At 32.5% G+C, this 24,258-nt stretch carries 24 protein-coding genes and 1 riboswitch; of the genes, 10 read left to right on the top strand and 14 right to left on the bottom strand.

The window, feature by feature from the left end:
* Window positions 1–6 precede the first annotated feature (6 nt).
* The 7 genes from SJY34_RS10040 to SJY34_RS10070 all read right to left on the bottom strand — a co-directional run bounded on the left by SJY34_RS10040 (window position 7) and on the right by SJY34_RS10070 (window position 7,397).
* On the bottom strand, window positions 7–1,929 hold the full coding sequence (locus SJY34_RS10040; protein ID WP_400075259.1) for a serine hydrolase: 1,923 nt from the start codon (window positions 1,927–1,929) through the stop codon (window positions 7–9).
* A 6-nt stretch (window positions 1,930–1,935) separates the two neighbouring features.
* Window positions 1,936–4,359: a T9SS type A sorting domain-containing protein gene (locus SJY34_RS10045; protein WP_400075261.1), complete on the bottom strand. Its 2,424-nt coding sequence runs from the start codon at window positions 4,357–4,359 to the stop codon at window positions 1,936–1,938.
* Window positions 4,360–4,414: 55 nt separating this feature from the next.
* Window positions 4,415–4,771, bottom strand: coding sequence for a DUF4870 domain-containing protein (locus tag SJY34_RS10050; protein ID WP_400075262.1), 357 nt, complete (start codon window positions 4,769–4,771; stop codon window positions 4,415–4,417).
* On the bottom strand, window positions 4,771–5,268 hold the full coding sequence (locus SJY34_RS10055; RefSeq protein ID WP_400075264.1) for a hypothetical protein: 498 nt from the start codon (window positions 5,266–5,268) through the stop codon (window positions 4,771–4,773). The genes SJY34_RS10050 and SJY34_RS10055 overlap by 1 nt, the downstream gene beginning before the upstream one ends.
* A gap of 10 nt (window positions 5,269–5,278) precedes the next feature.
* Window positions 5,279–5,902: a hypothetical protein gene (locus SJY34_RS10060; RefSeq protein ID WP_400075266.1), complete on the bottom strand. Its 624-nt coding sequence runs from the start codon at window positions 5,900–5,902 to the stop codon at window positions 5,279–5,281.
* A 5-nt stretch (window positions 5,903–5,907) separates the two neighbouring features.
* A complete protein-coding gene (locus SJY34_RS10065; protein ID WP_400075267.1) occupies window positions 5,908–6,768 on the bottom strand; it encodes a DUF4412 domain-containing protein in 861 nt (286 codons plus the stop codon).
* Between the two features lie 113 nt (window positions 6,769–6,881).
* Window positions 6,882–7,397, bottom strand: coding sequence for a hypothetical protein (locus SJY34_RS10070; RefSeq protein WP_400075269.1), 516 nt, complete (start codon window positions 7,395–7,397; stop codon window positions 6,882–6,884).
* A gap of 269 nt (window positions 7,398–7,666) precedes the next feature.
* Between SJY34_RS10070 and SJY34_RS10075 the strand changes: the two genes are divergently transcribed.
* Window positions 7,667–8,410 (top strand): LytR/AlgR family response regulator transcription factor, encoded by a 744-nt coding sequence (locus SJY34_RS10075; protein ID WP_400075271.1) that lies wholly within the window; start codon window positions 7,667–7,669, stop codon window positions 8,408–8,410.
* A gap of 4 nt (window positions 8,411–8,414) precedes the next feature.
* The gene (locus SJY34_RS10080) at window positions 8,415–9,908 is read left to right on the top strand and encodes a histidine kinase (protein WP_400075273.1); all 1,494 of its coding nucleotides are present in this window, start codon (window positions 8,415–8,417) and stop codon (window positions 9,906–9,908) included.
* Between the two features lie 75 nt (window positions 9,909–9,983).
* Here SJY34_RS10080 and SJY34_RS10085 read toward each other — a convergent pair whose 3' ends face one another.
* A complete protein-coding gene (locus SJY34_RS10085) occupies window positions 9,984–10,559 on the bottom strand; it encodes a DUF3109 family protein (RefSeq protein WP_400075275.1) in 576 nt (191 codons plus the stop codon).
* A 90-nt stretch (window positions 10,560–10,649) separates the two neighbouring features.
* Between SJY34_RS10085 and SJY34_RS10090 the strand changes: the two genes are divergently transcribed.
* Genes SJY34_RS10090 through SJY34_RS10100 form a run of 3 tightly spaced genes read left to right on the top strand, consistent with a single transcriptional unit; the run spans window position 10,650 to window position 12,047 of the window.
* Window positions 10,650–11,231, top strand: coding sequence for a MarC family protein (locus SJY34_RS10090; RefSeq protein WP_400075277.1), 582 nt, complete (start codon window positions 10,650–10,652; stop codon window positions 11,229–11,231).
* Between the two features lie 10 nt (window positions 11,232–11,241).
* Window positions 11,242–11,442, top strand: a complete 201-nt coding sequence (locus tag SJY34_RS10095) for a hypothetical protein (protein ID WP_400075279.1) — start codon at window positions 11,242–11,244, stop codon at window positions 11,440–11,442.
* Complete coding sequence (locus tag SJY34_RS10100; protein ID WP_400075281.1) at window positions 11,442–12,047, top strand: FAD-dependent oxidoreductase; 606 nt, start codon at window positions 11,442–11,444, stop codon at window positions 12,045–12,047. Before SJY34_RS10095 ends, SJY34_RS10100 begins: the two co-directional genes overlap by 1 nt.
* A gap of 6 nt (window positions 12,048–12,053) precedes the next feature.
* On the opposite strand, the gene SJY34_RS10105 is transcribed toward SJY34_RS10100, so the two are convergent.
* The 3 genes from SJY34_RS10105 to SJY34_RS10115 form a co-directional block, all read right to left on the bottom strand.
* Complete coding sequence (locus SJY34_RS10105; protein ID WP_400075282.1) at window positions 12,054–13,661, bottom strand: S41 family peptidase; 1,608 nt, start codon at window positions 13,659–13,661, stop codon at window positions 12,054–12,056.
* Window positions 13,661–14,092, bottom strand: coding sequence for a deoxycytidylate deaminase (locus SJY34_RS10110; protein WP_400075284.1), 432 nt, complete (start codon window positions 14,090–14,092; stop codon window positions 13,661–13,663). Before SJY34_RS10110 ends, SJY34_RS10105 begins: the two co-directional genes overlap by 1 nt.
* A gap of 105 nt (window positions 14,093–14,197) precedes the next feature.
* Window positions 14,198–14,782 carry a HupE/UreJ family protein gene (locus SJY34_RS10115; protein WP_400075286.1) on the bottom strand — a complete coding sequence of 195 codons (585 nt, stop codon included), beginning with the start codon at window positions 14,780–14,782 and terminating at the stop codon, window positions 14,198–14,200.
* A 137-nt stretch (window positions 14,783–14,919) separates the two neighbouring features.
* Window positions 14,920–15,043: riboswitch (SAM riboswitch) on the top strand.
* Window positions 15,044–15,138: 95 nt separating this feature from the next.
* Between SJY34_RS10115 and SJY34_RS10120 the strand changes: the two genes are divergently transcribed.
* From SJY34_RS10120 to metF, 4 genes are read left to right on the top strand one after another with little or no spacing between them, the layout of a single operon-like run.
* Window positions 15,139–16,305 carry a trans-sulfuration enzyme family protein gene (locus SJY34_RS10120; RefSeq protein WP_400075288.1) on the top strand — a complete coding sequence of 389 codons (1,167 nt, stop codon included), beginning with the start codon at window positions 15,139–15,141 and terminating at the stop codon, window positions 16,303–16,305.
* Window positions 16,305–17,306, top strand: coding sequence for a homocysteine S-methyltransferase family protein (locus SJY34_RS10125; RefSeq protein WP_400075290.1), 1,002 nt, complete (start codon window positions 16,305–16,307; stop codon window positions 17,304–17,306). Before SJY34_RS10120 ends, SJY34_RS10125 begins: the two co-directional genes overlap by 1 nt.
* Window positions 17,306–20,053: a methionine synthase gene (metH, locus tag SJY34_RS10130; RefSeq protein WP_400075292.1), complete on the top strand. Its 2,748-nt coding sequence runs from the start codon at window positions 17,306–17,308 to the stop codon at window positions 20,051–20,053. Before SJY34_RS10125 ends, metH begins: the two co-directional genes overlap by 1 nt.
* Window position 20,054: 1 nt before the next feature.
* Window positions 20,055–21,011 carry a methylenetetrahydrofolate reductase [NAD(P)H] gene (metF, locus tag SJY34_RS10135; protein WP_400075294.1) on the top strand — a complete coding sequence of 319 codons (957 nt, stop codon included), beginning with the start codon at window positions 20,055–20,057 and terminating at the stop codon, window positions 21,009–21,011.
* A gap of 233 nt (window positions 21,012–21,244) precedes the next feature.
* Here the strand turns inward: metF and SJY34_RS10140 are convergent, their stop codons facing one another.
* The 3 genes from SJY34_RS10140 to SJY34_RS10150 are packed head-to-tail and all read right to left on the bottom strand — an operon-like array spanning window position 21,245 to window position 23,165.
* The gene (locus SJY34_RS10140; RefSeq protein ID WP_400075296.1) at window positions 21,245–22,666 is read right to left on the bottom strand and encodes a hypothetical protein; all 1,422 of its coding nucleotides are present in this window, start codon (window positions 22,664–22,666) and stop codon (window positions 21,245–21,247) included.
* Between the two features lie 41 nt (window positions 22,667–22,707).
* Window positions 22,708–22,980, bottom strand: a complete 273-nt coding sequence (locus SJY34_RS10145; protein WP_400075298.1) for a hypothetical protein — start codon at window positions 22,978–22,980, stop codon at window positions 22,708–22,710.
* A 59-nt stretch (window positions 22,981–23,039) separates the two neighbouring features.
* Window positions 23,040–23,165 carry a hypothetical protein gene (locus SJY34_RS10150; RefSeq protein ID WP_400075300.1) on the bottom strand — a complete coding sequence of 42 codons (126 nt, stop codon included), beginning with the start codon at window positions 23,163–23,165 and terminating at the stop codon, window positions 23,040–23,042.
* 542 nt (window positions 23,166–23,707) lie between these two features.
* Between SJY34_RS10150 and SJY34_RS10155 the strand changes: the two genes are divergently transcribed.
* Entirely contained in the window at window positions 23,708–24,232 is a 525-nt protein-coding gene (locus SJY34_RS10155) for an RNA polymerase sigma factor (protein ID WP_400075301.1), read from the top strand.
* Window positions 24,233–24,258: the final 26 nt, after the last annotated feature.

A 24,258-nucleotide genomic window follows, 5' to 3' on the forward strand; every position in this document is an offset into this window, starting at 1 on the left:
AAGATTTTATTTATTAAACCGAATAAGGTCCATTAATTCATATTTGTTTTTACTCAAGTCGTCGTGTTGCTTCATGAGGCTACAGAATGATAATGCATCTGAAAGCTCTTGTGGTTCATCTGTTCTTTCCCAAATGCCAGACCATTTTCGTTCGCCGTCTAATTTGTAGGTCTCTACATCAATAAGTTTATAACCTTGATTAGATCTTGTTTTAATCAAGGTTTTAAAATCATTGAAACTTATGTTACTATTAAGCCTTTCCGTTTCACCTTTTAACCATACACCAGACCATTTTAGCTTACCTCCAGAATTATACACTTCAATATCAATCAATTGTAGTCCCTTACTCTGCATACTTTTTCGCATGTCTTCAAAATTCTTAGAAGATAGATTTCGCCACATAGCTGATTTTTCTGAACTCTTCTTAAATAGACCAGCCCATTTTCGTTTTCCATTAATAACATAGGTTTCTAAGTCGAATAAACGATAGCCTTTTTTGTTCATCTCTTCCCATTTCTTCTTGAAGCCACTGTGGTCATAATTACGATACATAGCGTTTTTACCTTGATTTTCTTTAAAGATGCCATCCCAAACTGTAGCACCATTGGCACGTTTCCAAGACTCTATATCAACAACTTCATACCCTTGTGTCTTTAAAAATTGCCATTCTTTTTTAAAGTTATCTGAAGTATAACCTCTTCTAACTAAAACATCTTCTTCTGTTTTTCTCCAAACACCAATGAACTTATGCTTTTTAGAACTGCCCATACCTCTTCCGCAGGTGTCTTGAGGTTTCAAGTCAAAAAACCTTTTTTTATAGCCAAGTTTGTCCATTATTCGTCTAACCAAATTCATTCTGTCAGGATAATTTGTAGGATAAGCGACGACCACAGAAATCTCATCATCTGGCATGATGTACATCATAGTGCGTACATCATTTTGAGAGCCTCCATGCCAAATCCTGAAATCGTTCTTTTCCTTTTTACTCCAAATACCCCTTCTATATTTTTGATTGAAGTCATTAGCCCAAAGTTGACTGGTATCATCCAATAATTTACCATCTATAATACCTTTAGAAAACTTCAAAAGATCTTGTATATCAGATTTCCATCCACCTCCAGGCAAGACATATTCTTTACTTCCCTTTTGGTCAATTTCTTCATTAAGAATACCATCCACTTTTTTTTGAAAACCTCTAGTTTTTGGTGAAATTTTTAAACTAGATAAACCAAGTTTATTTTTTATGTGTCTATTTACCCAACCTGTGTAGCTTCCTGAAACTTTATCTACAACTGCTCCTAATAAATCATAACCATAAGTGCTATAGATATATTTACTTCCTGGCGATTCCTCTATATCCATATTCCTAAATATGTCTACAGATGCGTTAGCGTTAAATGAATCAGCATCAGTTTTATAAGTTCCTTTTTTAAAACTGACACCTCTTTTATATTGATTAATTCCACTTCTATGACCGAGCAACTGTTTTATGGTTATAGATTCCTTTTTCTTTTTTTCTGATAAAACTTTTGCGGTGTTTGAATTTGAAAATGTCAGTTTTTTATTAAAATTTGAAGTCCAATAAGGATAATGTGCAACAACTCTATCTTCAATATTAAAATCGCTTCTCTTTTCAGCAAGTTGAAGTGTTGCAATTGCAGTAAGGGTTTTAGAGATAGAGGCCCAACCAAAAACAGTTGATTTGGTCATTGGTATAGTTCTGTCTAAATCTATATGACCATAACCTTTTGTATAATTAATCTCACCTTTTACGTAAACACCTATTGCCAATCCTGGCAACTCTTGACGTACCATTTCATCTAGCACAAATTGATCTATGTCAGCTGGTGTTATTCGAGAAATTGCACTATCATTGAAAGTAGTTAGGGCAAATAAAATTGTAAAACATAGTATTTTTAGAATTTTCATTTTTTCTTATTTTAAAATTATTTTCTTTTTAAAGGTTGTGCTTTCCGAAAGGATGTTCAATACATAAATGCCCGAAGACAGATCAGAGATATCTATAGTGTCAGTATTTTTAAATGTGGCAACGTTCTGCCCTAAAAATGTTGAAACTTTAATAACATCAATAGGTAAATCGGTTTGCACAGTAAGCTGACCTTTAGTTGGATTTGGATAAACTTTAATTTTAGAAACTAGCTCTTGTTCATTTATACTTAAAACTGTAGGCTGTGGTATGTATTCTGTTGCAAAGTCATTATCTATGAGTTTAAAGACATTTTGCGAGGCATGCGTCCAAATACTGCCTTCACTATCTATAGTTAGGGCACCTGGTCTGTAATGATCTAATGATGGTAATACAGAATTTGCATTTTCTAAGCTTGTATTTGCAATTATTGGGTTTGTGTCTGTTGGATTTTCGATAGTTATTATAGATGCATTATCGTTGTTAAGCATATATAATTTTCCGTTGCTATCAACCACAGCATCAACCACACTATAAATCTCTGAATAATCTGGTGCTAAAAACGAAGTAAAGTTACTACCGTCATAATACACTGCACCTAATCCACCAACAAACCAAAGAGCCCCATTTGGTGCCGCACAAATTTTACGAATACTACTAATATTGTCAGTTAAGGTATATGTTGTGGTGGTTAAGGTATTAATATCAAATTTCTTAATGGTTAAGTTTCCACTTAAGTAACGTGCAAACCAAGCATCTGCATTATCATCTATAGCAAACTCAAATCCACTATTGGTATACCAATCTTCATCAAGATCATAACTAGCAACAATTGCATCATCTCTATAGGCATCTATTCTTTTTAGGTTTCTATCATATACCCAAACTTGATCCGCGACACGTTTTATATATGTAGCTTGATTAACTGCTCCTTGAATTGAATTAACATTAGGAAAATCTATTTTTCGTAACTCATTAGGACTACCTCCTTTGACAATGGCTTTATTATCGTCATCTACGTCTGCTGTAAACGTCATATTCTCAATAGCAATAGACTGGTGATTATCATCACTATCTCTGTAAATCACAATATCATCATATGCATTAAACCACCATACACCGCCATTGGCATCTGATTTAACATTTGTAAATCGTCTATTCATTTTAGTAGACAAATTACCTAATGCATCATCATTACGCCCAGACCAAGTATCATTATTGTTAATAATCACTTCATAATTAGAATTACTGCCAGATGAAAAATCTACAGTTGTAAAATAGAATTGATTATTTCTGAAATAAATATTATTTGGCACATAAGTTATCGGAACTCCTAAGGCCGTCAATTCAGCGTCTGTGGTAGTGACCCATGTTTCAACATCACCAGGAAAAGTTAAGGTATACAAGGAAGAACTACTAATAGCGGTAGCCCAAATTTTCCCAGAATTATCAATTGCTAATTTCTGAAAACTATGATTTAGTGAAGTGTTACTCTCTCTCTCAAGTTGATAGATCTCATGAGTTTCATTTATAATATCAAATTTAATCAAACCACCATCACTATTATTATTATTGCTTTGTGCTAGCCACAATTGGTCATTACTATTAAATTGTAAATCTAATGTACGATCAAAAGGCAAACCAGGTGTTGTTGTTGAGTTATACTGAGTTGTTACTACATTAGAAGTTATATAATTTGTAATATCAATCTTAAAAAGTCCATTTGTACTTCCTATATATAAATGATCATCTTTATAAATTAGCTTCACTGAATTAATATTAGTACTAATTCCTCCTGCTGTTATAAGCTCTTGAACAGGAATCAAATCAGTACCATCGTAAGTATATAAAAAACGCCCATTTGCGCCACCTCCAAAAGCAATAATCCAAGTTAAATCTCTAACCATATCATAAGCAAAAAGATAAGGGAATCTATTACTTGGAAAATTTACAGGCGTAAATGTTTTTTGTGTTCTATCATATATATTAAAACCATAATTAGCACCTGTAGCTTGAATGATAATTTTACCATCTGGCTGAACTAACCCATTTTTTATAGTGGCAGCATTGGTCCATGCATTCTGCGTATTAAATGTTGGAATAGCAACATTTGGTATATTTTCCCAAGTACCATCTGTATTTCTAATAGACAAACCTTTACCTGTAACGTAAAATTCATCTGCATTAAAATAATTAGGCAACATACGTTCTACACGTCTATCGTTTAAACCATAACTGCGTTCTACCACACCTAGATTATTAATACCATCGCAAAACGTAAGTTTATTTGCTGCTTCAGGTATTGTGTTTCCACATTGATTAGGATAAAACGCTAGTTTTGTTCCTACAGTAAAGGCTTCGGCTTTTGTGATTTGTGCATAACTTAACAACGATGATACACATGTAAGTATGAGTAGTAACTTTAATTTCATAATTTATAGATATTTTGAACTGTTTTTTACTTTAAACATTGAGAGTAGTTTATTACTACTTTATACTTTTAAACCATTCTTCATATTTTTTACCAAGAATTGGTAGTGGCTGCTCTTTTCCGTTTAAGGCATTTATAAGCCCCATAACCCACATATATAGAATAATTAGAAATCCTACGAAGCTAATAATCCAACCCAAAATTGGTATGATATTAATGAGCATTAAAGCGAAGGATGTTAAGCCCAAACCTAAAGATTGTCTAATATGATAATTAGCAAAAGGGTTCTTCTTTTCACTATTCATTACAAAGGCTATGATTAAACCAATTATGGTTATATAAGCTATAATGGCTATTGTTTTACCCTCGCTTTCCGTTGTGCTTTCAATCTTGTTTTCAGTTTTAGTTTCCATTATTTAATAGTTTTGAAAATTAATTTTGATTTATCAATACTTTCTAATTTAACACTGGTATTACCAATTCTAAATTGATCACCAGGAAGAAATTGATCTCCTGGAAGAAATTGATCACCTGGTAAAAAATCATCTTTGGAAATCAATGACTTATCCGTGTACATAATAAGTGTGCTGTCAAAAGCAGGAATCACAATACCAGATTCATCTTTTTTAAAATTGCCCTTTAACGTACCCAAATAAAAATCACTTTTAGGATATTGGTCTTTTAATTTATCTGCGCTTCTACCTTTTCGTCCTATTGGCAATGCATCATACTGCAACAAATGCGATATTTGATTCCCTTTTTGGCTGACCACAAAAACGACTTTAGTTTCTTTAACATTGCTTATTTTTTTCTGTGCTGTGCCATAAAAAGACATGGATAATATGAGCATTAAAGCTATTGTGAAGGTTTTAGTTTGTGTTCTACTTTGATTTTTCTGTATAGTTTTCATAATAAAAAAATTATTTAGTTTTAATTAATTCTTCAACTTCCAAGGCCTTCATATACTTCCAAAATTCATCAGGCTCTATATTGTTTCCTCTCGCATTAACTGCAAAACGGTCATTAACTAAGAATTCCATCTTTATACTACTATTATACTTTTGCTTTCTGTATCTTTCCTTTACGGCAATACCATCGCGTTTATGTATTTTTTCGTAGCCATTATCGGTTTCAGACTCCATTGTAGTTTTTCCAATCATCGTATACATATAGATCATTGCTGATCCAGCTCCGGCGCCATCAATAATTTCAACATGTAAATTCTTAGGCATATCATCTGGGTTGCGGTAATCGAGATCAATAGTGCTTATATTAACTAAACCAGCATTACCTAACTTGTATTTTTGACGCTTTAAGTCATCTAACGCTTCAGGCATCCAAGCTTTAATAGTTTCTGGAGTAACAGGTTTTGTATTCTTTAATTTTTCTACTTTTTCTTTAGCCTCATTAACCGTTGATAAAATATTAGTAGTACTTTCTACAGCATCTTTAGCTTCATTAATCTTAGATAATGTAGAATTGTCTTCTTTGCAGCTTAAGCATACAAGTATTGCTGATAATAACATTGTCTTTAATAGCTTCATAATTTCTAGTTTTGACCGCTTGGGTTGGTGTTTAAATTCATAAATTCATATTCACTGACAACCAATGTTTTTGGTGATTCTTCTAAAGCAACACAAACCATCTTTGCACTGTGTTTTTTCCTTTTTTTGTTTTCAATATCCATCTCCATAATGATACTGTTCTCTGCTTTTTCCATCCATTTTGGATCAAAGCCTTCTGGGACATTTTTTATATGGTTACCATATACTTGGTTAAAGCTCACAGGCGAATCAGTTGCAAAGTACATCGTCATTTTCAGCTCATCGTTTTCCATCTGATACCCTTGACATTCGTAGCCTAATATTGTTTTGGTATCTAATTCAGTGAAGGTGTAATCGTCTAAAATTGCTGCATCCTCTTCAGATAACTCCTCAATATCCCCTGATGAGTTTTTGAGTATTTGCCCTGCTTTACCTTTACCATTCTTGGTATCCATAAAAATTGCCATAATATCGAGTTCTTCATCAAAGACCATAAATATGCCATTGGCCATTGGGTTGCCTTCTAATTCTGCTTGCGATCCAAAATACTTGGCATCTGGTTTTAGATAATAATTCATGTTCATAGTCCCTTGCTTATGTATCATTTGTAGGGTATACTTCCATTCAAATTCATAATTTTCTGGCAAAATAGAAGGGTCAGCCTGAGCACCATTTAAATTGATATCAAATATCTTGTCCATACCTTTTCCTGCCATTTCAGCAGCTTTATCTGCTGTTTTTCTAACAACAACTTCTTCTACTGCTTTTTCAGCCTTCTTCTTTAACTTTTTCCATATTTGTCCATAGGATAATTGACTTGCCAGTATTAAAAAGGCAATTGATAAAATGTGTGTTTTTGTTTTCATTTTTATTGGATTATTATGATTAATAACTAGCTAAGTATTTATTAGTACTTTGTTTTTAAAGAAATAAACATGACTATTAAATTTTATTTACGGAAGTTCTAGTCTATGATTAATTAGAGTTTTTTAGCTTTAAATTTTCCTTCTGTAATCACTTTTGCAGAAAAATTATCTAATGGATTATATCCGATAAAAGAAAATGTACCTTCCATGTAGGTGTCATCATTTATGCTAACAGTTGCTGTACCAGATCCAATTATTTCGGTGCCCTGTAATACATGCGTCGACCAATTTTCACCAGAAGGAATACTGAATGTAGTTCTTGGAGCTAAAACGCCTGTTTCGTTAGACATTGGAAATATTCCTGTTGCTGTCGGACTTATTAAAGTTATCGTGATTTGATCACCGTTAGAGCTAATCCCTTTAATATTAAAGAAATCTGTTCCATCTGCCTGTATACTAACTAATGAGGATGCATCTCCTGAAAAATCGACTCCATCAATTTTTGCTGTTAAAAAGTAATCGCTGTCTTCTGAACTTGGTGCATCATCATCACTAGAGCAACTGTTAAATAGTATTGCTATTAATAATAGGATAAATGCTGTTTTGGTCAATTTGATTCTTGAATACATGTTTTTTGCTTTAATCTTTAATATAAATTTTATTTAATACCTTAAAATTAAGCGACTTACATCCCGATATTTTACGGTAATATATCATCACCATAGTTTATTTTATCAAAGGGTTGTTTTAGTGTATCTTTGGTAATGAACCTGTTAAGAGCTGCTATTAACCGATTATACAGTCATCTCTACCAATAATATATCAGAATCAATGATTATACAGTTTCAAGAAAAAAACCTAGAATATATACTACTTTTAAGTTCATAATAAATTTAAAATGATCAAAGCAATTATTGTAGATGATGAGTTAAGTGCTATCAGAAGTCTTAAATGGGAGATTGAAAAATTTTGTAAGGATATTGAAATTACAGATACTTTTATTAACCCAATCGAAGCTATTTCCGCAATTAATTATCTAAAACCGGATTGTATTTTTTTGGATATTGAAATGCCCGAAATGGACGGATTTCAACTATTAAGGCACTTAGATCACATAAACTTTGACTTAATAATTACTACAGCTTTCGATAATTATGCTATTAGAGCATTTAAAGCAAATGCTATTGATTACTTACTAAAACCTATTGATACGGACGATTTACTGGCAGCTGTAGCAAAAATAAAAAATAACAAAGAGAAAAATACTTTGGGTGTAGACTTAGAAATGGTCATAAAAAGTATAATGCCAAAAAAATCCCCTAGAAAAATACCTTTGGTGTTTTCTGGTAAAACAATATTTGTAAACAGCTCAGATATCATCTATTGCAAATCTAGCGGTAATTACTGCGAAATATTTTTTAAAAATCAGAAAAAAGAAATAATTTCAAAAAAACTAAAAGAGTTTGAAATCCTTATAAATAATGATGATTTTTTTAGAGTTCACAAATCCTACTTAGTCAATGTAACTTATATAAAAGAATTTATAAAAAGTGATGGTCAATATTTGGTTTTAGAAAACGACACCACCATACCTGTTGCACGACTTAAAAAAAATGCTCTAATTCATTTTTTGTCTCATTAGCCAGATGATTGAATCCTTAAAACAATTACTAGCGTATCCGCACGACAACGGTTTTACAACTTTTGTGCTCGGTATTTTATTTGTACTGTTTGTATATCATTTTTTACTGTACTTTCAAAATAGAGATAAAGCCTATTTGTTTTATAGTATTTACACGTTTCTTATTTTTATAAATCAGACTAAATTTGTACTTCACGGTGATGACGGTAGTTTTATAGAATCTTATAACAGCTTAATGTCTAATTATCACAAGCCCATTGTATGGGTTTATAATATTTTTTATTTTGTTTTTGGCTTTACGTTTTTAAATCTAAAAATATATTCTAAAAAATGGTATAATTTTATTTTCCGAATTGTATTCATACTCTTTTTTGTAAGCTTATCAACAACCTTAATTTATATATTCACTGGTAATTTTAATTATATAAATAATGTAGAAAGTGTAATAATACCTTCTCTATATATTTTTGGTATTATTGCTTATTATTCACTTTTTAGCGTAAAAATGCCATTGCGTAGCTATATCATTGTGGGTTCTTTTATACTCTATATTTCATCTTTTACTGCAGAATACCTCTATAGCCTAGAAATTTTTAAAGACACCAATACCACATCGAGTATTTTTTATATTGGTGTTATCATAGAGAATATTATATTTTCACTTGGTTTAGGGCATAAGCAAAAGATGATATTGCAAGATAAAAATGAGTCCCAAGAACGATTAATTATTCAACTTAAAGAAAACGAAAAATTAAAAAATGATATTCAACTTCAGCTCGAAAAAAACGTAATTAATTTAAGCAAAGAAGCTGAAATTGAGAAATTGCAGAAAATAAAAGCAGAGTATGATAAAGAATTGGCAGAATTAAAAATAGCTTCTTTGCGTAGCCAAATGAATCCCCATTTTATATTCAATTCGCTCAACGCTATAAAACTTTATATTATTGATAATAAGCAAGAAAGTGCCGTTTATTACCTCAATAAATTCTCTAAACTTATTCGCAAAATCTTAGCTTCTACTAGGGAAAAAGAAATAACTCTTGCCGAAGAAATTGAAACTATAAAGTTATACATAGATATAGAAAATATAAGATTTAATAACGAAATTGAAGCAATTTATACTATTGATAAAACACTTAATTTAGATACTATTAAAATACCTGCCTTAATTTTGCAGCCTTTTGTAGAAAACTCTATTTGGCATGGTTTATCGTTAAAAAAAGAAAACAAAAAACTAAAATTAAAAATCTCTAAAAAAGGGCAAACTCATATAAAAATTGAAATTGAAGATAATGGTATAGGTCGTGAAAAATCGGCATTAATAAAAAAGAAAAAAATGTATAAGAAAGAGTCTATTGGCATTAATCTAACCAAAGAACGATTGAGCAATTTTGAAAAAGAATACATTAATAATTACACTATTAAATTCAAGGATTTGTATAATGAAAACAATTCACCAGTTGGCACGAACATTATAATGAATATTCCGCTATTGTGATTCTAAATTGTGTTTTAAGATCGAAGATTAAATACAACTAACAAAATACCATGAGAAATAAAGGTTACTATCAAATTACAGCTTTTTCGAGTGTTTAGCAGCAACCTTCTCCAATTCCATATACCAATCCTCACCAAATTTTCTAATCAATGCTTCCTTTACAAATTTGTAAACAGGAACTTGTAATTCTTTTCCAAGTGAACACGCATCATCGCAGATTTCCCATTTGTCATAATTTACACCAGAAAATTCAGTGTATTCTCTAACACGTATTGGATATAAGTGACAAGACACCGGTTTTTTCCAGGAAATTTCTCCTTGGTTATAAGCTTCTTCTATGCCACAAAGTGCTGTTTTTTTATCATCAAAAATAACATATGCACAATCAGCACCATTAATTAATGGAGTTTCTAAATCACCTAATGCTGTTGTTATTGACGTACCTTGAGCTTCTATAACTTCAATACCTTCTTTTCTCAGAAATGGTTTTACTTTAGGGTAGATCTTTTCTAGGATTTTCACCTCATCTTTATCTAGAGGTGCGCCAGCATCACCATCAATACAACATGCACCTTTGCATGCAGAAAGATTACAGACAAAGTCTTTTTCAATGATATCCTCAGAGACTATGGTTTTTCCTAGTTGAAACATGTACCAAAAGTAGCTAAACTTAACCGCAATTTAATGTTGAAAATCTGTAATAATGTCGCACCTTTGCAAAAAATTTGAAAAACCCATGTTATGCAACTAGATTTTAAACAAATATTCACAGCCTTTATGGTTCTTTTTGCAGTCATAGATATTATTGGTAACATTCCTATCATCATTGATTTACGGAAAAAAGTTGGGCACATACAAAGTGAGAAAGCATCATTAATTGCTGGTGTAATAATGATTGTTTTTCTGTTTTTAGGAAAAAGTCTTTTAAGCCTCATTGGTATTGATGTAAATTCCTTTGCTGTAGCTGGTGCTTTTATCTTATTCTTTATAGCTTTAGAAATGATACTCGGTATAACACTTTACAAGCAAGAAGATAGTAATGCTATAACTGCTTCTGTTTTTCCTTTAGCATTTCCGCTTATTGCAGGTCCTGGTAGTTTAACCACTTTGCTGTCTTTACGTGCAGAATTTGCTATAGAAAATATAATCATTGCAGTAGTTTGTAACGTCATCTTCATTTATATCGTACTAAAAACTTCAGCAAAGATTGAGCGCATCTTGGGTCCAAACGGAATTAACATAATAAGAAAAGTTTTTGGTGTAATTTTGTTAGCAATTGCAGTAAAATTATTTGCACATAACATAAAGGAATTATTAGCTTAAATTTTAAATTATGAAGATTTTTACAATTGTTTTAAGTGTTATAGCCATTGGACTCATTATATTCAATGCTACTAAATTAAATTTGGAAGCCCTGTTTGAAGGAGAAAGCTATACCGCAATACTTACAATTATAGCTGCTCTATGCGCTATTATACTATTGCAAATTCTTAGGATTTCTAAAAAAATTGAAAAATTAAATAAACAACGCTAATGTCTTTTGATGCTTTAATAGTTGGTGGTGGAGCTGCAGGTTTATCTTGTGCATTAGTCTTAGGTTCAGCAAAAAATAAAGTTTTTGCTAAAGACAAGACCATTGCTATTATTACGCATCAAAAAACGTCTCACCTTCAAAATGCCCTCTTTAATAATGTTTTGGGCTTACAACCTGGAACATTAGGTAGTTCTATTTTAAAAAATGGAAAAACACAACTTAAAGATTTGTATCCGCATGTCAATCAGATTGATAAAGAAAAGGTAATCTCTATCTCAAGAAAATCTGAAGGATATACCATTAAAACTAATAAAGGAAGTTATCAATCTAAAGTTGTTGTAATTGCAGTAGGTTATACCAATTTAATGACCATTAAAGGCTTAGAAAATTATATCGAACCTCATCCAAGAGCTGTAAAAGAAAAAGATAGGATCTGGTTAAAAAATACTGACCATCTTATCGAAAAGAATCTTTATGTTGCTGGTACTTTAGCAGGTTGGCGAAGTCAATTTTCTATGGCTTGTGGCAGTGGATCTCATGTGGCCACAGATATTCTAACGCTCTGGAATGATGGAAAGCACACCAAAATTCACGATAAAATCTAATTAAAGTTATTGCTTAATACTTGGGTATTCATTACTAAGTAGAATTACTTCTTGTACCATAACATCTTCTTTGTTTATAATTTCTTCAAAAGCATTGTCATCAAATAATTGACGCGCAAGTGTAGCTTTTATGATACGTCTTATTTCATTGTTATAAGCAACAAAAGTGATGTTAGCACGTTCTTTTGCGTTTATATATTCTTGAAAACGAACAACGATATCGTCACTAACCTCAAAATTATTAATGAAGTCGTATTTAGATACATTAGCATAAACACTTCGATCTTTATCTAATTCCTCAAAAACAAAATAATCAAAATGCCCTCTTCGTCTGATATAATTTATAGTTTCGTTATCAAATAAACGATCCACTGGCACAAAAATATCTGGAATAATGCCTCCACCTCCATATACCACTTTTCCCTTTGGCGTTGTATATCTTAAAGAATCGTCAACCTCTATACTTTCTTCATCTGCTAGTTCACCTGTTCTTAAACGTTTATAATAATCATTATAATAACCATTGTTATCACCATTTGTATATGGTCTTTGAATAGATCTCCCAGTTGGCGTATAATATCGCGAAACGGTTAAACGTACTGCACTACCATCGCCAAGTGCCATTTCGCGCTGTACTAAACCTTTACCATAAGAACGTCTTCCTATAATAATACCCTTATCATTATCTTGAAGTGCTCCGGCAATAACTTCACTTGCGGATGCTGAGTTTTCATTGATAAGAATATAAATTTCACCATCCTCAAAATCGCCTCTTCTAGTTGCATAAGTTCGTTCTTCTTTTCCCTTTTTGTCTCTGGTAAACAATATGAGTTTGTCATCTTCTAAAAATTCATCTGCGATTTGCTCCGCAATACCTAGAAATCCACCAGGATTATCGCGCAAATCTAAAGTTAGCTTAGTAGCGCCTTGGTCTTGGAGTTCTTCTAAAGCTGCTTTAAATTCTTTATAAGTAGATTCCGCAAATCGGTTCATTTTTATGTAACCCAAATCATCAGTCAGCATATAGGCTGCATCTACACTTTTAATGGGTATATTTTTACGTTTGACATCAAATTCTAATAATTTATCTTCACCTTTTCTATATACTGTTAGTTTTACCCTTGTGTTTTTGTCTCCTTTGAGTTTTTGTACTATATCTTCATTAGTGATATTACGACCAAAAATAGTATCACCATCAGCCAATAGAATTCGATCTCCACTAATAATACCAGCACGTTCACTTGGCCCACCTTCAGTTGGTCTTATTACGGCTATAGTGTCTTTGTAAGGGTAAAAATTAATTCCTATACCGACAAAATCACCTTTCATGTTTTCAGTAATGCGCTGTAAATCTTCTTTAGGAATGTAAGTGGAATGTGGGTCTAGATTGTCTAAAATACCATTAACCGTGACATCTACGATGCTATCTGTATTTACATCATCTACATACTCATAGTCGATATAATCTATTAACCGATTGAGCTTATCTTTTTTACTGTTTGTAGTAAAAAGATTATCCGAAGTGTCAGTGAAATTCAACTTTCCTCCAATAGTAACTCCAGCTGCAATTGCAACACCAATGATAAGCGGTATGTATTTATTTTTAGTTGCCATTAAGCTTTTAAATCTTCAATATGCTCTAATTCTATGCCTGCTTTTTTTAGAAACTGTAAACCAGAGTCGTCTTTATAACCTCGTTGATATACTACACGAATAATGCCAGCCTGATGTATAAGCTTACTACATTCTTTACAAGGTGACAAAGTAATGTATAATGTCGCACCTTTGCAAGATTGTGTTGAAGATGCTACTTTAAGTATGGCATTAGCTTCAGCATGCAATACGTACCATTTGGTGTATCCCTTATCATCTTCGCAATAATTCTCAAAACCTGTTGGAGTACCATTATAGCCATCAGAAATTATCATGCGGTCTTTAACAATAAGTGCTCCTACTTGTTTGCGCTTACAATGCGATAACTTTCCCCATTCTTCGGCTATACGTAAATAAGCTTTATCGTAACGTAATTGTTTAGTTTTTGGCATTAATTCTTCTTCTTGTACACTACAATAATACAATGTTAATAACGAATATAAAAGGATAGTATTTTATAACCAATTTACTAGTAGTTAAAGTTTTACCAAACTTAATCAAGGATTTAACAAATTACTTTGAAATATCATAGGAATTACAAGTCCTACAACAATGGCAGAAAGCACCATGACCCAATCTCTACGAGAAAATCTAAAGATAGTTTGACACAAAAAGCCGAGAAATAATACAACAAATACTATTATAACTTGAGCGATTTCAATACCTAATGCAAACTCAACAAGAAACATTAATGAATTATCTGAGATCATATCTAAGTATCTGGCGAAACCCAAACCGTGAATAAGACCAAAGAAAAGGGTTGTTAAAAATAGCGGGCCTATTTTGTTTCCTCTATCCTTTTTTCCAGCAGTAAAGATATTATAGATAGCTGTAATTAATATGGTAATTGGTATTAAAAACTCAATTAGTTTTTCGTTTACGGTAACAATGTCATAAGTCCCCAAAACCAATGAAATGGAGTGACCAATAGTAAAAATCGATACTAAAATCAAAATACGCTTCCAATCTTTAAAAACGTATGGAACAGCTAAAACCACTAAGAAAAGCATATGGTCATAACCGTTTTTATCTATAATGTGGTCAATGCCTAACTTTACATTAAACCAAAAGTTTTCTATCATAATCAATTCATTTGGGATAAATCAAAGTTACAACTAAAAAGCAATATGATTTCGTTAAAATAAAGTGAATAAAAATTTGCTTTTTCCTATTTTCTTTCGGAATATTGTACCTCACAAAGTTCAAATAACTTATTGAAATGTTATCAAGAAAGGTGGAGGGATTAGACCCTTTGAAACCTTAGCAACCCTTAAACTTATTAAGAAGGTGCTAAATTCTACGGAATTACCGATTCATTTATCGCGTAATTGGATAGATAACCCAACGTAATTACGCATTTGTAATTCATTTCTTTTTAACATTTTACTATAAAATACTTCTTAGACGCATAGTTTTTTGATTTGTTAAAAAATAATAAATGAGTTCTAAACATATAGAAACACAGGCAATTCGTACACAAACAGAGCGTTCACAATTTTTAGAACATTCTAGCCCTTTGTATTTAACATCGAGCTATGTTTTTGAAGATGCCGAAGATATGCGCGCTTCTTTTGCCGACGAAAAACAACGCAACATCTACAGTCGCTATTCTAATCCCAACACTTCCGAATTTGTAAAAAAAGTTTGCTTAATGGAAGGAGCTGAACGGGGTTACGCCTTTGCTTCTGGCATGTCTGCTGTATTTTCAACATTTGCGGCTTTGTTGAATTCTGATGACCATATTATTTCATCACAAAGTATTTTTGGTTCAACCCAAACTTTATTTAATAACATTTTACCAAAGTGGAATATTTCAACGAGTTATTTTAAAATTGATGAATTGGATGACATTGATAGTCTAATTCAGCCAAATACCAAAGTAATCTATGCAGAAAGTCCAACAAATCCTGCCGTAGATATTTTAGATTTGAAACGAATAGGCAATATTGCAAAGAAGCACAATCTTATATTTATAATTGATAATTGTTTCGCTACTCCATATTTACAGCAACCTATAAAATTTGGTGCTGATTTGGTTATTCACTCTGCCACCAAATTAATGGATGGACAAGGACGTGTTCTGGGCGGTGTCACTGTAGGAACTGAGGATTTAATTCAGAAAATATATTTATTCTCTAGAAATACTGGTCCAGCCTTATCACCTTTTAATGCATGGGTTTTGTCAAAAAGTATAGAAACGTTACCAGTAAGAGTAGATAGACACTGTGATAGTGCCTTAAAGATTGCTGTCTTTTTAGAATCTCATAGTAATGTAAATTTTGTAAAGTATCCTTTCTTAAAATCACATCCGCAATACGAGTTGGCAAAAGAACAAATGAAATTAGGTGGTAATGTTGTTGCTTTTGAAATAAAAGGAGGTGTCGAAGCGGGACGTAAATTTTTAAACGCCATAAAGTTATTATCACTATCTGCAAACTTAGGAGACACAAGGAGTATAGTAACCCATCCGGCATCTACCACACACGCAAAAATACCAGAAGATATTCGCTTACAAACAGGAATTACATCTGGTTTAATAAGAGTTTCTGTAGGTCTAGAACATCCAGAAGATATCATTAACGATTTAAATCAAGCCCTTAACTAATGGCAAATATTAAGAAGGAAATAGAAAAAAGAATCCTAGTTCTCGACGGAGCTATGGGCACCATGCTGCAGCAATATAATTTCTCTGAGGAAGATTTTAGAGGCGAGCGCTTTAAAGATTATCCATCTCCATTACAAGGCAATAACGACTTGTTGTCTTTAACACAGCCCAAAGCCATAGCAGAAATTCATGCTAAATATTTTGAAGCTGGTGCAGACATAGTAGAGACCAACACTTTTTCGGGCACTACAATAGCCATGGCAGATTACGACATGGAAGACTTAGTCTATGAACTCAATTTTGAATCTGCCAAAATCGCTAAACAAGTTGCGGATAAATTCACAAAAGAAAATCCTAAAAAACCGCGTTTTGTAGCAGGAAGTATTGGTCCAACAAATAAAACAGCAAGTCTTTCACCAGATGTAAACCGACCAGAATATAGAGCGATTACTTTTAACGAATTGCGAATTGCTTATAAGCAACAAGTGGAGGCGCTAATTGATGGTGGTGTTGATATCCTTTTAGTAGAAACTATCTTTGATACACTAAATGCAAAAGCGGCATTATTCGCTATAGAAGAAGTCAAAGAAGAACGAAACATAGATATTCCAATTATGGTTTCAGGAACAATTACAGATGCTTCAGGCAGAACCTTATCCGGGCAAACCGTTGAAGCTTTTTTAACCTCAATATCGCATATTCCATTATTGAGTGTTGGATTTAATTGTGCACTTGGAGCAGAACAATTGAAGCCTTATTTGCAACGTTTATCTAACGAAACTGAATTTTTCACCTCAGCGCACCCTAATGCAGGATTACCAAATGCTTTTGGAGAATATGATGAATCACCTAAACAAATGCAACAGTATATTGAAGACTATCTTAAAGACGGATTAATTAATATTATTGGTGGTTGTTGTGGTACAAGTCCAAAGCATATAAAAGCGATTGCAGATGTGGCTCAAAATTATCAACCTCGAATTTCTAAAGTATTAGCATAATGGCAGAATCTGACTGTAACAAATACTTAACCCTTTCCGGACTCGAACCGCTAGTAGTAACTCCAGAAAGTAATTTCATCAACGTTGGTGAGCGTACCAATGTTACTGGTTCTAGAAAATTTTTACGTTTAATAAAAGAAGAAAAATACGATGAAGCACTAGAAGTCGCGCGAGACCAAGTAGATGGAGGAGCGCAGATTCTAGATGTCAACATGGACGAAGGTATGCTAGATGGTGTCTATGCAATGACGACCTTCTTAAATCTCATAGCCTCTGAACCAGACATTTCTAGAATTCCATTAATGATAGATAGCTCTAAATGGGAAATCATCGAAGCTGGTTTACAAGTTGCACAAGGAAAATGTGTAGTTAATTCTATAAGTCTTAAAGAAGGTGAAGCAGAATTTAAGCGTCAGGCTAAATTAGTTAAACGTTATGGAGCTGCAGTAATTGTTATGGCTTTCGATGAAGATGGACAAGCAGATAATTATGATAGACGTATAGAAATCTGCAAACGTTCTTATGATATTTTAGTTAATGAAGTCAACTTTCCACCTCAAGATATAATTTTCGATCCAAATATTTTTCCTGTAGCAACAGGTATGGATGAACATCGTAGAAATGCCATCGATTTTTTTGAAGCGACAAAATGGATACGAGATAATCTACCTTACGCAAATGTTTCAGGTGGAGTGAGTAATGTGTCGTTTTCGTTTAGAGGGAATAATATTGTACGTGAAGCTATGCATTCATCTTTCCTTTATCATGCTATTAAAAATGGAATGAATTTAGGAATCGTTAACCCAACCATGCTCGAGGTTTATGATGAAATAGACAAAGATTTATTAGAGCGTGTAGAAGATGTGTTATTCGATAGACGCGACGATGCTACAGAACGTTTATTAGACTTTGCCGAATCTGTAAAAGGGCAGAAAAAGGAGCAAGAAAATACTATACAAGAATGGAGAAGCGACTCTCTACAAGATAGAATAACACATGCTTTAGTTAAAGGTATCGATGCCTTTATTATTGAAGATGTTGAAGAAGCACGATTAGCTTCCGAAAAACCAATTGAAGTCATAGAAGGCCATTTAATGATTGGTATGAATGTGGTTGGAGATTTATTTGGAAGTGGAAAAATGTTTCTACCGCAAGTCGTAAAATCGGCAAGAGTGATGAAAAAAGCGGTTGCCTATTTACAACCATTTATTGAAGCTGAAAAAGATGGAAAACAAGAATTTGCAGGTCGCATATTAATGGCGACTGTGAAAGGAGATGTACATGACATCGGGAAGAATATTGTCAGTGTGGTTTTAGGCTGTAATAACTACGAGATTATTGATCTTGGCGTAATGGTACCACCAGAAAAAATTATTGAAACAGCGAAAAAAGAAAATGTAGATATTATTGGTTTGAGTGGATTAATAACACCATCATTAGATGAAATGGTGTATGTCTCAAAAGCGCTCGAAAAAGAAAACTTAGACATTCCGCTTATTATTGGTGGAGCTACCACATCTAGAGCACATTCTGCTGTAAAAATTGCACCTCATTATAGCAATACAGTAGTACATATTAATGATGCTTCAAGAGCTGTAACTGTTGTTGGCGATTTACTTAAAAAAGATAATAAAGTTTATAAAAACCAGATTCGGGAAGAGTATGATTTGTTCAGAGAGCAATTCATGAAACGCGGTAAGAAGAAAGAATATTTATCTTTAGCAGATGCACGTAAAAATAAATTCAAAATCGATTGGGAAGCCTCTGAAATTATAAAACCTAAACAATTAGGTATTCAGATAACAGAAGATTTTGATATCACAAAACTTGAAGACTATATTGATTGGTCCCCATTTTTTAGAAGTTGGGATTTACATGGAAAATATCCAGCAATTTTAAAAGACGATGTTGTTGGAGAACAAGCCACCGAATTATTCTCAGATGCGCAAGTATTGCTTAAGCGAATTTTTGATGAAAAGCTTCTAAAAGCTAAAGCCATCTTTGGATTGTTTGAAGCTAATACAATTGATGATGATGACATTGAAATAAACATAAAAGAGTGTCACCTCGAGCGCAGTCGAGAGGTCTCAAATACTAAAGATTATGAAAAAGGTCTCGACTGCGCTCGACCAGACAAATTAAAATTCTTAACCCTTCGTCAACAATCCAAAAAATCTGAAGGCAAACCAAACATAGCTTTAGCGGATTTTATTGCACCTAAATCATCAGGAAAACAAGATTATATAGGTTGTTTTTGTGTCTCAACAGGATTTGGGACCCAGAAATTAGCAACACAGTTTGAAGCAGATAATGACGATTACAATTCTATAATGATAAAAGCCTTAGCGGATCGATTAGCCGAAGCTTTTGCCGAATATTTGCACAAAGAAGTTAGAATCAAACATTGGAGTTATGCTATAAACGAAAATTTATCCAATGACGATTTAATAAAAGAAAGCTATAAAGGAATTCGACCAGCTCCTGGTTATCCTGCATGTCCTGACCATTTAGAAAAGCAGACGATTTGGGAACTCTTAAATGTTGAAGAACAAATTGGCGTAAAGCTAACTGAAAGCCTAGCCATGTGGCCTGCTGCAAGTGTAAGTGGTTATTATTTTGCAAATCCTGAAGCTAGATATTTTGGTTTAGGAAAAATTACAACAGACCAAGTAAAAGATTATAGTAAACGTAGAAATATTTCAATTGAAGACGCCGAAAAATGGCTAAACCCAAACATTGCGCACTAACATGAAAGTAACTGAACACATAAAAAATGCCAACGGAAAAACACAATTTTCTTTTGAAATTTTACCTCCTTTAAAAGGGCAACATATTCAATCAATTTTTGATAATATCGATCCATTAATGGAATTTAAACCTCCTTTTATTGATGTCACCTATCACAGAGAAGAATATGTTTTTAAAGAAGTTGAAAATGGACTTCTTAAAAAGCAAGTGGTAAAAAAACGACCTGGAACGGTTGGAATTTGTGCAGCCATTCAAAATAAATATGGAGTAGATGCTATTCCTCATATTTTGTGTGGAGGATTTACCAAAGAAGACACTGAGAATTTTTTAGTCGATTTAGATTTCCTAGATATTGATAATGTAATGGCATTACGTGGTGACGCTGTTAAAAGTGAAACTTACTTTAAACCAGAAAAGGAGGGTCATGCTTATGCGAGTGAATTGATTTCTCAAATTGAAGATTTAAACAATGGGAAATACTTAGACGAAGAATTACAAAATAGTTCTGCTACTAATTTTTGTATTGGAGCGGCTGCTTATCCAGAGAAACATATGGAAGCGCCAAGTTTAGAAAGTGATATTCACTTTCTAAAAAAGAAAATTAAAAATGGGGCGACTTATATTGTAACCCAAATGTTCTTTAATAACCAGAAGTATTTCGACTTTGTCGCCAAATGCAGAAAGGAAGGTATAACAGTGCCTATTATTCCAGGTTTAAAACCTATTGCTACAAAAAAGCAATTGAACCTTATACCACATCGCTTTCATGTAGATTTACCCGAAGAACTCATTATAGCAATTGTAAAATGCAAGGACAATAAAGCAGTAAGGCAAGTTGGAATTGAGTGGTGTATTGAACAATCTAAAGAGCTTCAAAAAGCTGGTATACCAGTATTACATTATTATTCTATGGGAAAGAGTGATAATATAAAAGCTATTGCTTCCGAGTTATTTTAAATTAAAAAACCAACCATAATGATATGATTGGCTTTTTACTGCAAGAGTATTTGGGGCAAAAAAAGTAAATACTAATTAGTCTTATAGAACTGATTATGACGCTTTTTTAAAATAACTGCCTCAGAAGCCCTGACAACTGAGGCAGTTTTGAGTTCAACTTTCAATCCCTGAAAATTGAGTTAATATAGCATTTTCAATAAATCATATTCTTAAATATCTATATCTTATATTATTTAAAGTTTCTGAATTGTTAGAATATCCGTTGAGGCATTGTTACCAGAACCGCTTATGTTATGAATAGTCACTTCGGTATTTGATACTGAGATCACATCCCAATTGTCATAATTAAACTCTTGGAAAGGCATTTCTGTTCCAAAATCTAACCTCATCTTACCATCATTAGCAAACACAGACCAAGTACCATTATTAGTGTCAAGTCCATTTGTGGCAAACACAGTACCATCATCGTTAAAGTTTATCTCGAAACCATTGTAATCAGCAGTTTCATCAATACCATCATCACTGTAAGATGCTACTATCCATGCTCCATCTCCTAAAATATCTGCTAAATCAGCATCAGTATTTTCAGAGCAATAACTTCCAAAGCGTAAACGATCTGTACCAATTTTTAGCTCAACTTTCTTTTCAACGGGTTGTAAATTAATTTTACACAATTCCCATGTATCATTAAAATCTGGTAAATCAACTACGTTGATAGTGACATCAATATCACCTTCTATTCCTGTAGCTTCCCAAGTACCGTTAAATACATTTACATCTTCGGTTACAAGCAGCGTGCCATCTGCGTTGAATGTAAATACATACACTTCATAAATATCTACAAGATTATTATTGTCTCTCTTTAACTTATCGATGGTCCAGTCACCGCAAGCAAGAAGAGCGTCCTCGACATAAGTAGGTGTATATGTATGACTTTCACAATCGTCGAAATCATTATTATCGTCCTCATCACAAGTGCCTTCTGCTGCCTCAATTGCAGCTTCTAATTCTTGTACTGTATTTATAGTTAGCTCTGAACCATCAGCCAAAACCACTAGTATCGGAAAATTAATTGTTACCGCAGTGAACTCATCAAGATCTTCGATGAAATCGTACATCTGATTATCGTTATTAATAGTTATTGTACTCACACTATCATCGTTTTCACTAAAAACTGATGCAGTGATAGGATAATCAAAGTCTAAACATTCGATATCATCGTCATCTATATTTTCATTTTGATTTGCAAGAGCGTTAAACTCTGCATTTGAATTAACGACTGCTGTTGTAAAATTTGAAAATACAACTGTAATAGGGTAGGAAATAATTACCTCATCAGTATCATCTTCAGACACATCAAAAGCATTTAAAATCTCTTCATAATCACCTTCATTCGTAATGTTTAAAACCAAACCATTAACTGTTACCGTTACTGGTAATTGTACAGTTAGGTTACTTGCAAAGTCTATCATATTATCTTTAGAACCATCATTTAATGACACCTTTGCCATTAAAAGGGCTAAAGAAGAGTTAGCCTCAATATTAGCATCAATTGGTGGATCAATACTTAGGTCGTCTTCAGACCTACATGAGGTTATAAGCACCAAAGCCATAAGACTGAGCAAAAAATAATTCTTTATAAGTAGTGTTTTCATAATATTGTTTTAATTAATAGCAATAAATTTAGAGATCTAGTTTAAGAGACCTCTAAATTACTAATTTGTCTAAATCTTTTCTTGTATAATATTTCTCGATCTAACTCCAACAATTCTTGAGTGGTTCTCTTTAATTGGTCGTAGCGCATTTTAGCAAGAAAGTATTTATGCTCTATTACAGTACTATCAGGATTTTGATCCATTTTTTCTTTTAGCTTCAAAATCTTATCCTCGTATTGACTCAATTCATTTTCCTTGGTCATTGTTAAGGTATATAAGATATATTTCGTGCTTTTTTCTATACTATCAATCATTTTTAAATATTCTTTTAAATTAAAGGTGAGATAAAAATTTTACTTTCGATCTTCTTAAATTATACCGCAATGCGATAGTTAATTTCATTTGTCTTCATCAAAGTTAAAACTTCATCTAAATTAGATTTAGAATAAACGAGGGATAATTTTAATTCTGTAATAGTTTGATTTAAAGTGGTATTCATAATTAAGGGTTTTTGTTTAGGGATGAGGGGTTTATTTATTCTTAAAACAACTCAGTAACTAAATGTCCCAAGAAATTTTAATTTTTTTTTCAATTAGTACTTTAGTCCTTTTGTCTGCAATTCTTGCAATACGTTTGACATATTTGGGTTATAATTTGAGCTTTCTAACTTTAATTGGACTAATACTTCGTTTAATGTAGTATGCATAATCAAGGGGTTTTGTTTAGGGATAAGGGATTTATTTATTCTTAAAACAACTCAGAATCTAAATGTCCCAAGAAATTTTATTTTTTTTTCAATTAGTACTTTAGTCCTTTTGTCTGCAATTCTTGCAATACATTTGACATATTTGGATTGTAGTTAGAGCTTTCTAACTTTAATTGGACTAATACTTCGTTTAATGTAGTATGCATAATCAAGGGATTTTGTTTAGGGATAAGGGATTTATTTATTCTTAAAACAATTCAAAAATTAAATGTCCCAAGAAAAGTTTATTTTTTTATCTTGCAATCCCTATCACCCTTAATTAAATTTAATAGCAATTGCCTAAATCACTTCATGATAACATATGTGATAAGCTGCGCTTTTCAAAACTTTATGAAAAGTACGCTCAAACCTTAAGTAATATTTTACTTTATAAATACGGTGATATACTAAATCCTAGTGATAAAGTTCAAGAAGCTTTTATTAAACTATGGGAGAATTGTGCAAAAGTTAAACCCGAAGCTGTAAAGACCTATTTGCATACCACTGCCAATAATATGATGTTAAACGAAGTGAAACATCAAAAAGTAAAATTTAAATACCAACAAGTAAAACCAAAAGACTACACTAACGAATCACCAGAGTTTGTGATGCGTAAAAAAGAATTCTCAAATCGTTTTGAACATGTGTTGTCTAAATTAAAAGAAGAAGAACGTGTTGCTTTTATGCTTAGTAAAGTAGATGGTAAGACGCACAAAGAGGTTGCTGAAACTTTAGGTATAACAAAAAAAGTGGCTGAACATAGAATATATGCGGCGATGAAGTACTTAAAAAACAATCTAGAAGAACTTAATAAAAAATAGTTTGGGACTTTTATTAAATGAGTTGT

Source organism: Winogradskyella sp. R77965 (genome assembly GCF_044594915.1).
Lineage (GTDB): Bacteria > Bacteroidota > Bacteroidia > Flavobacteriales > Flavobacteriaceae > Winogradskyella.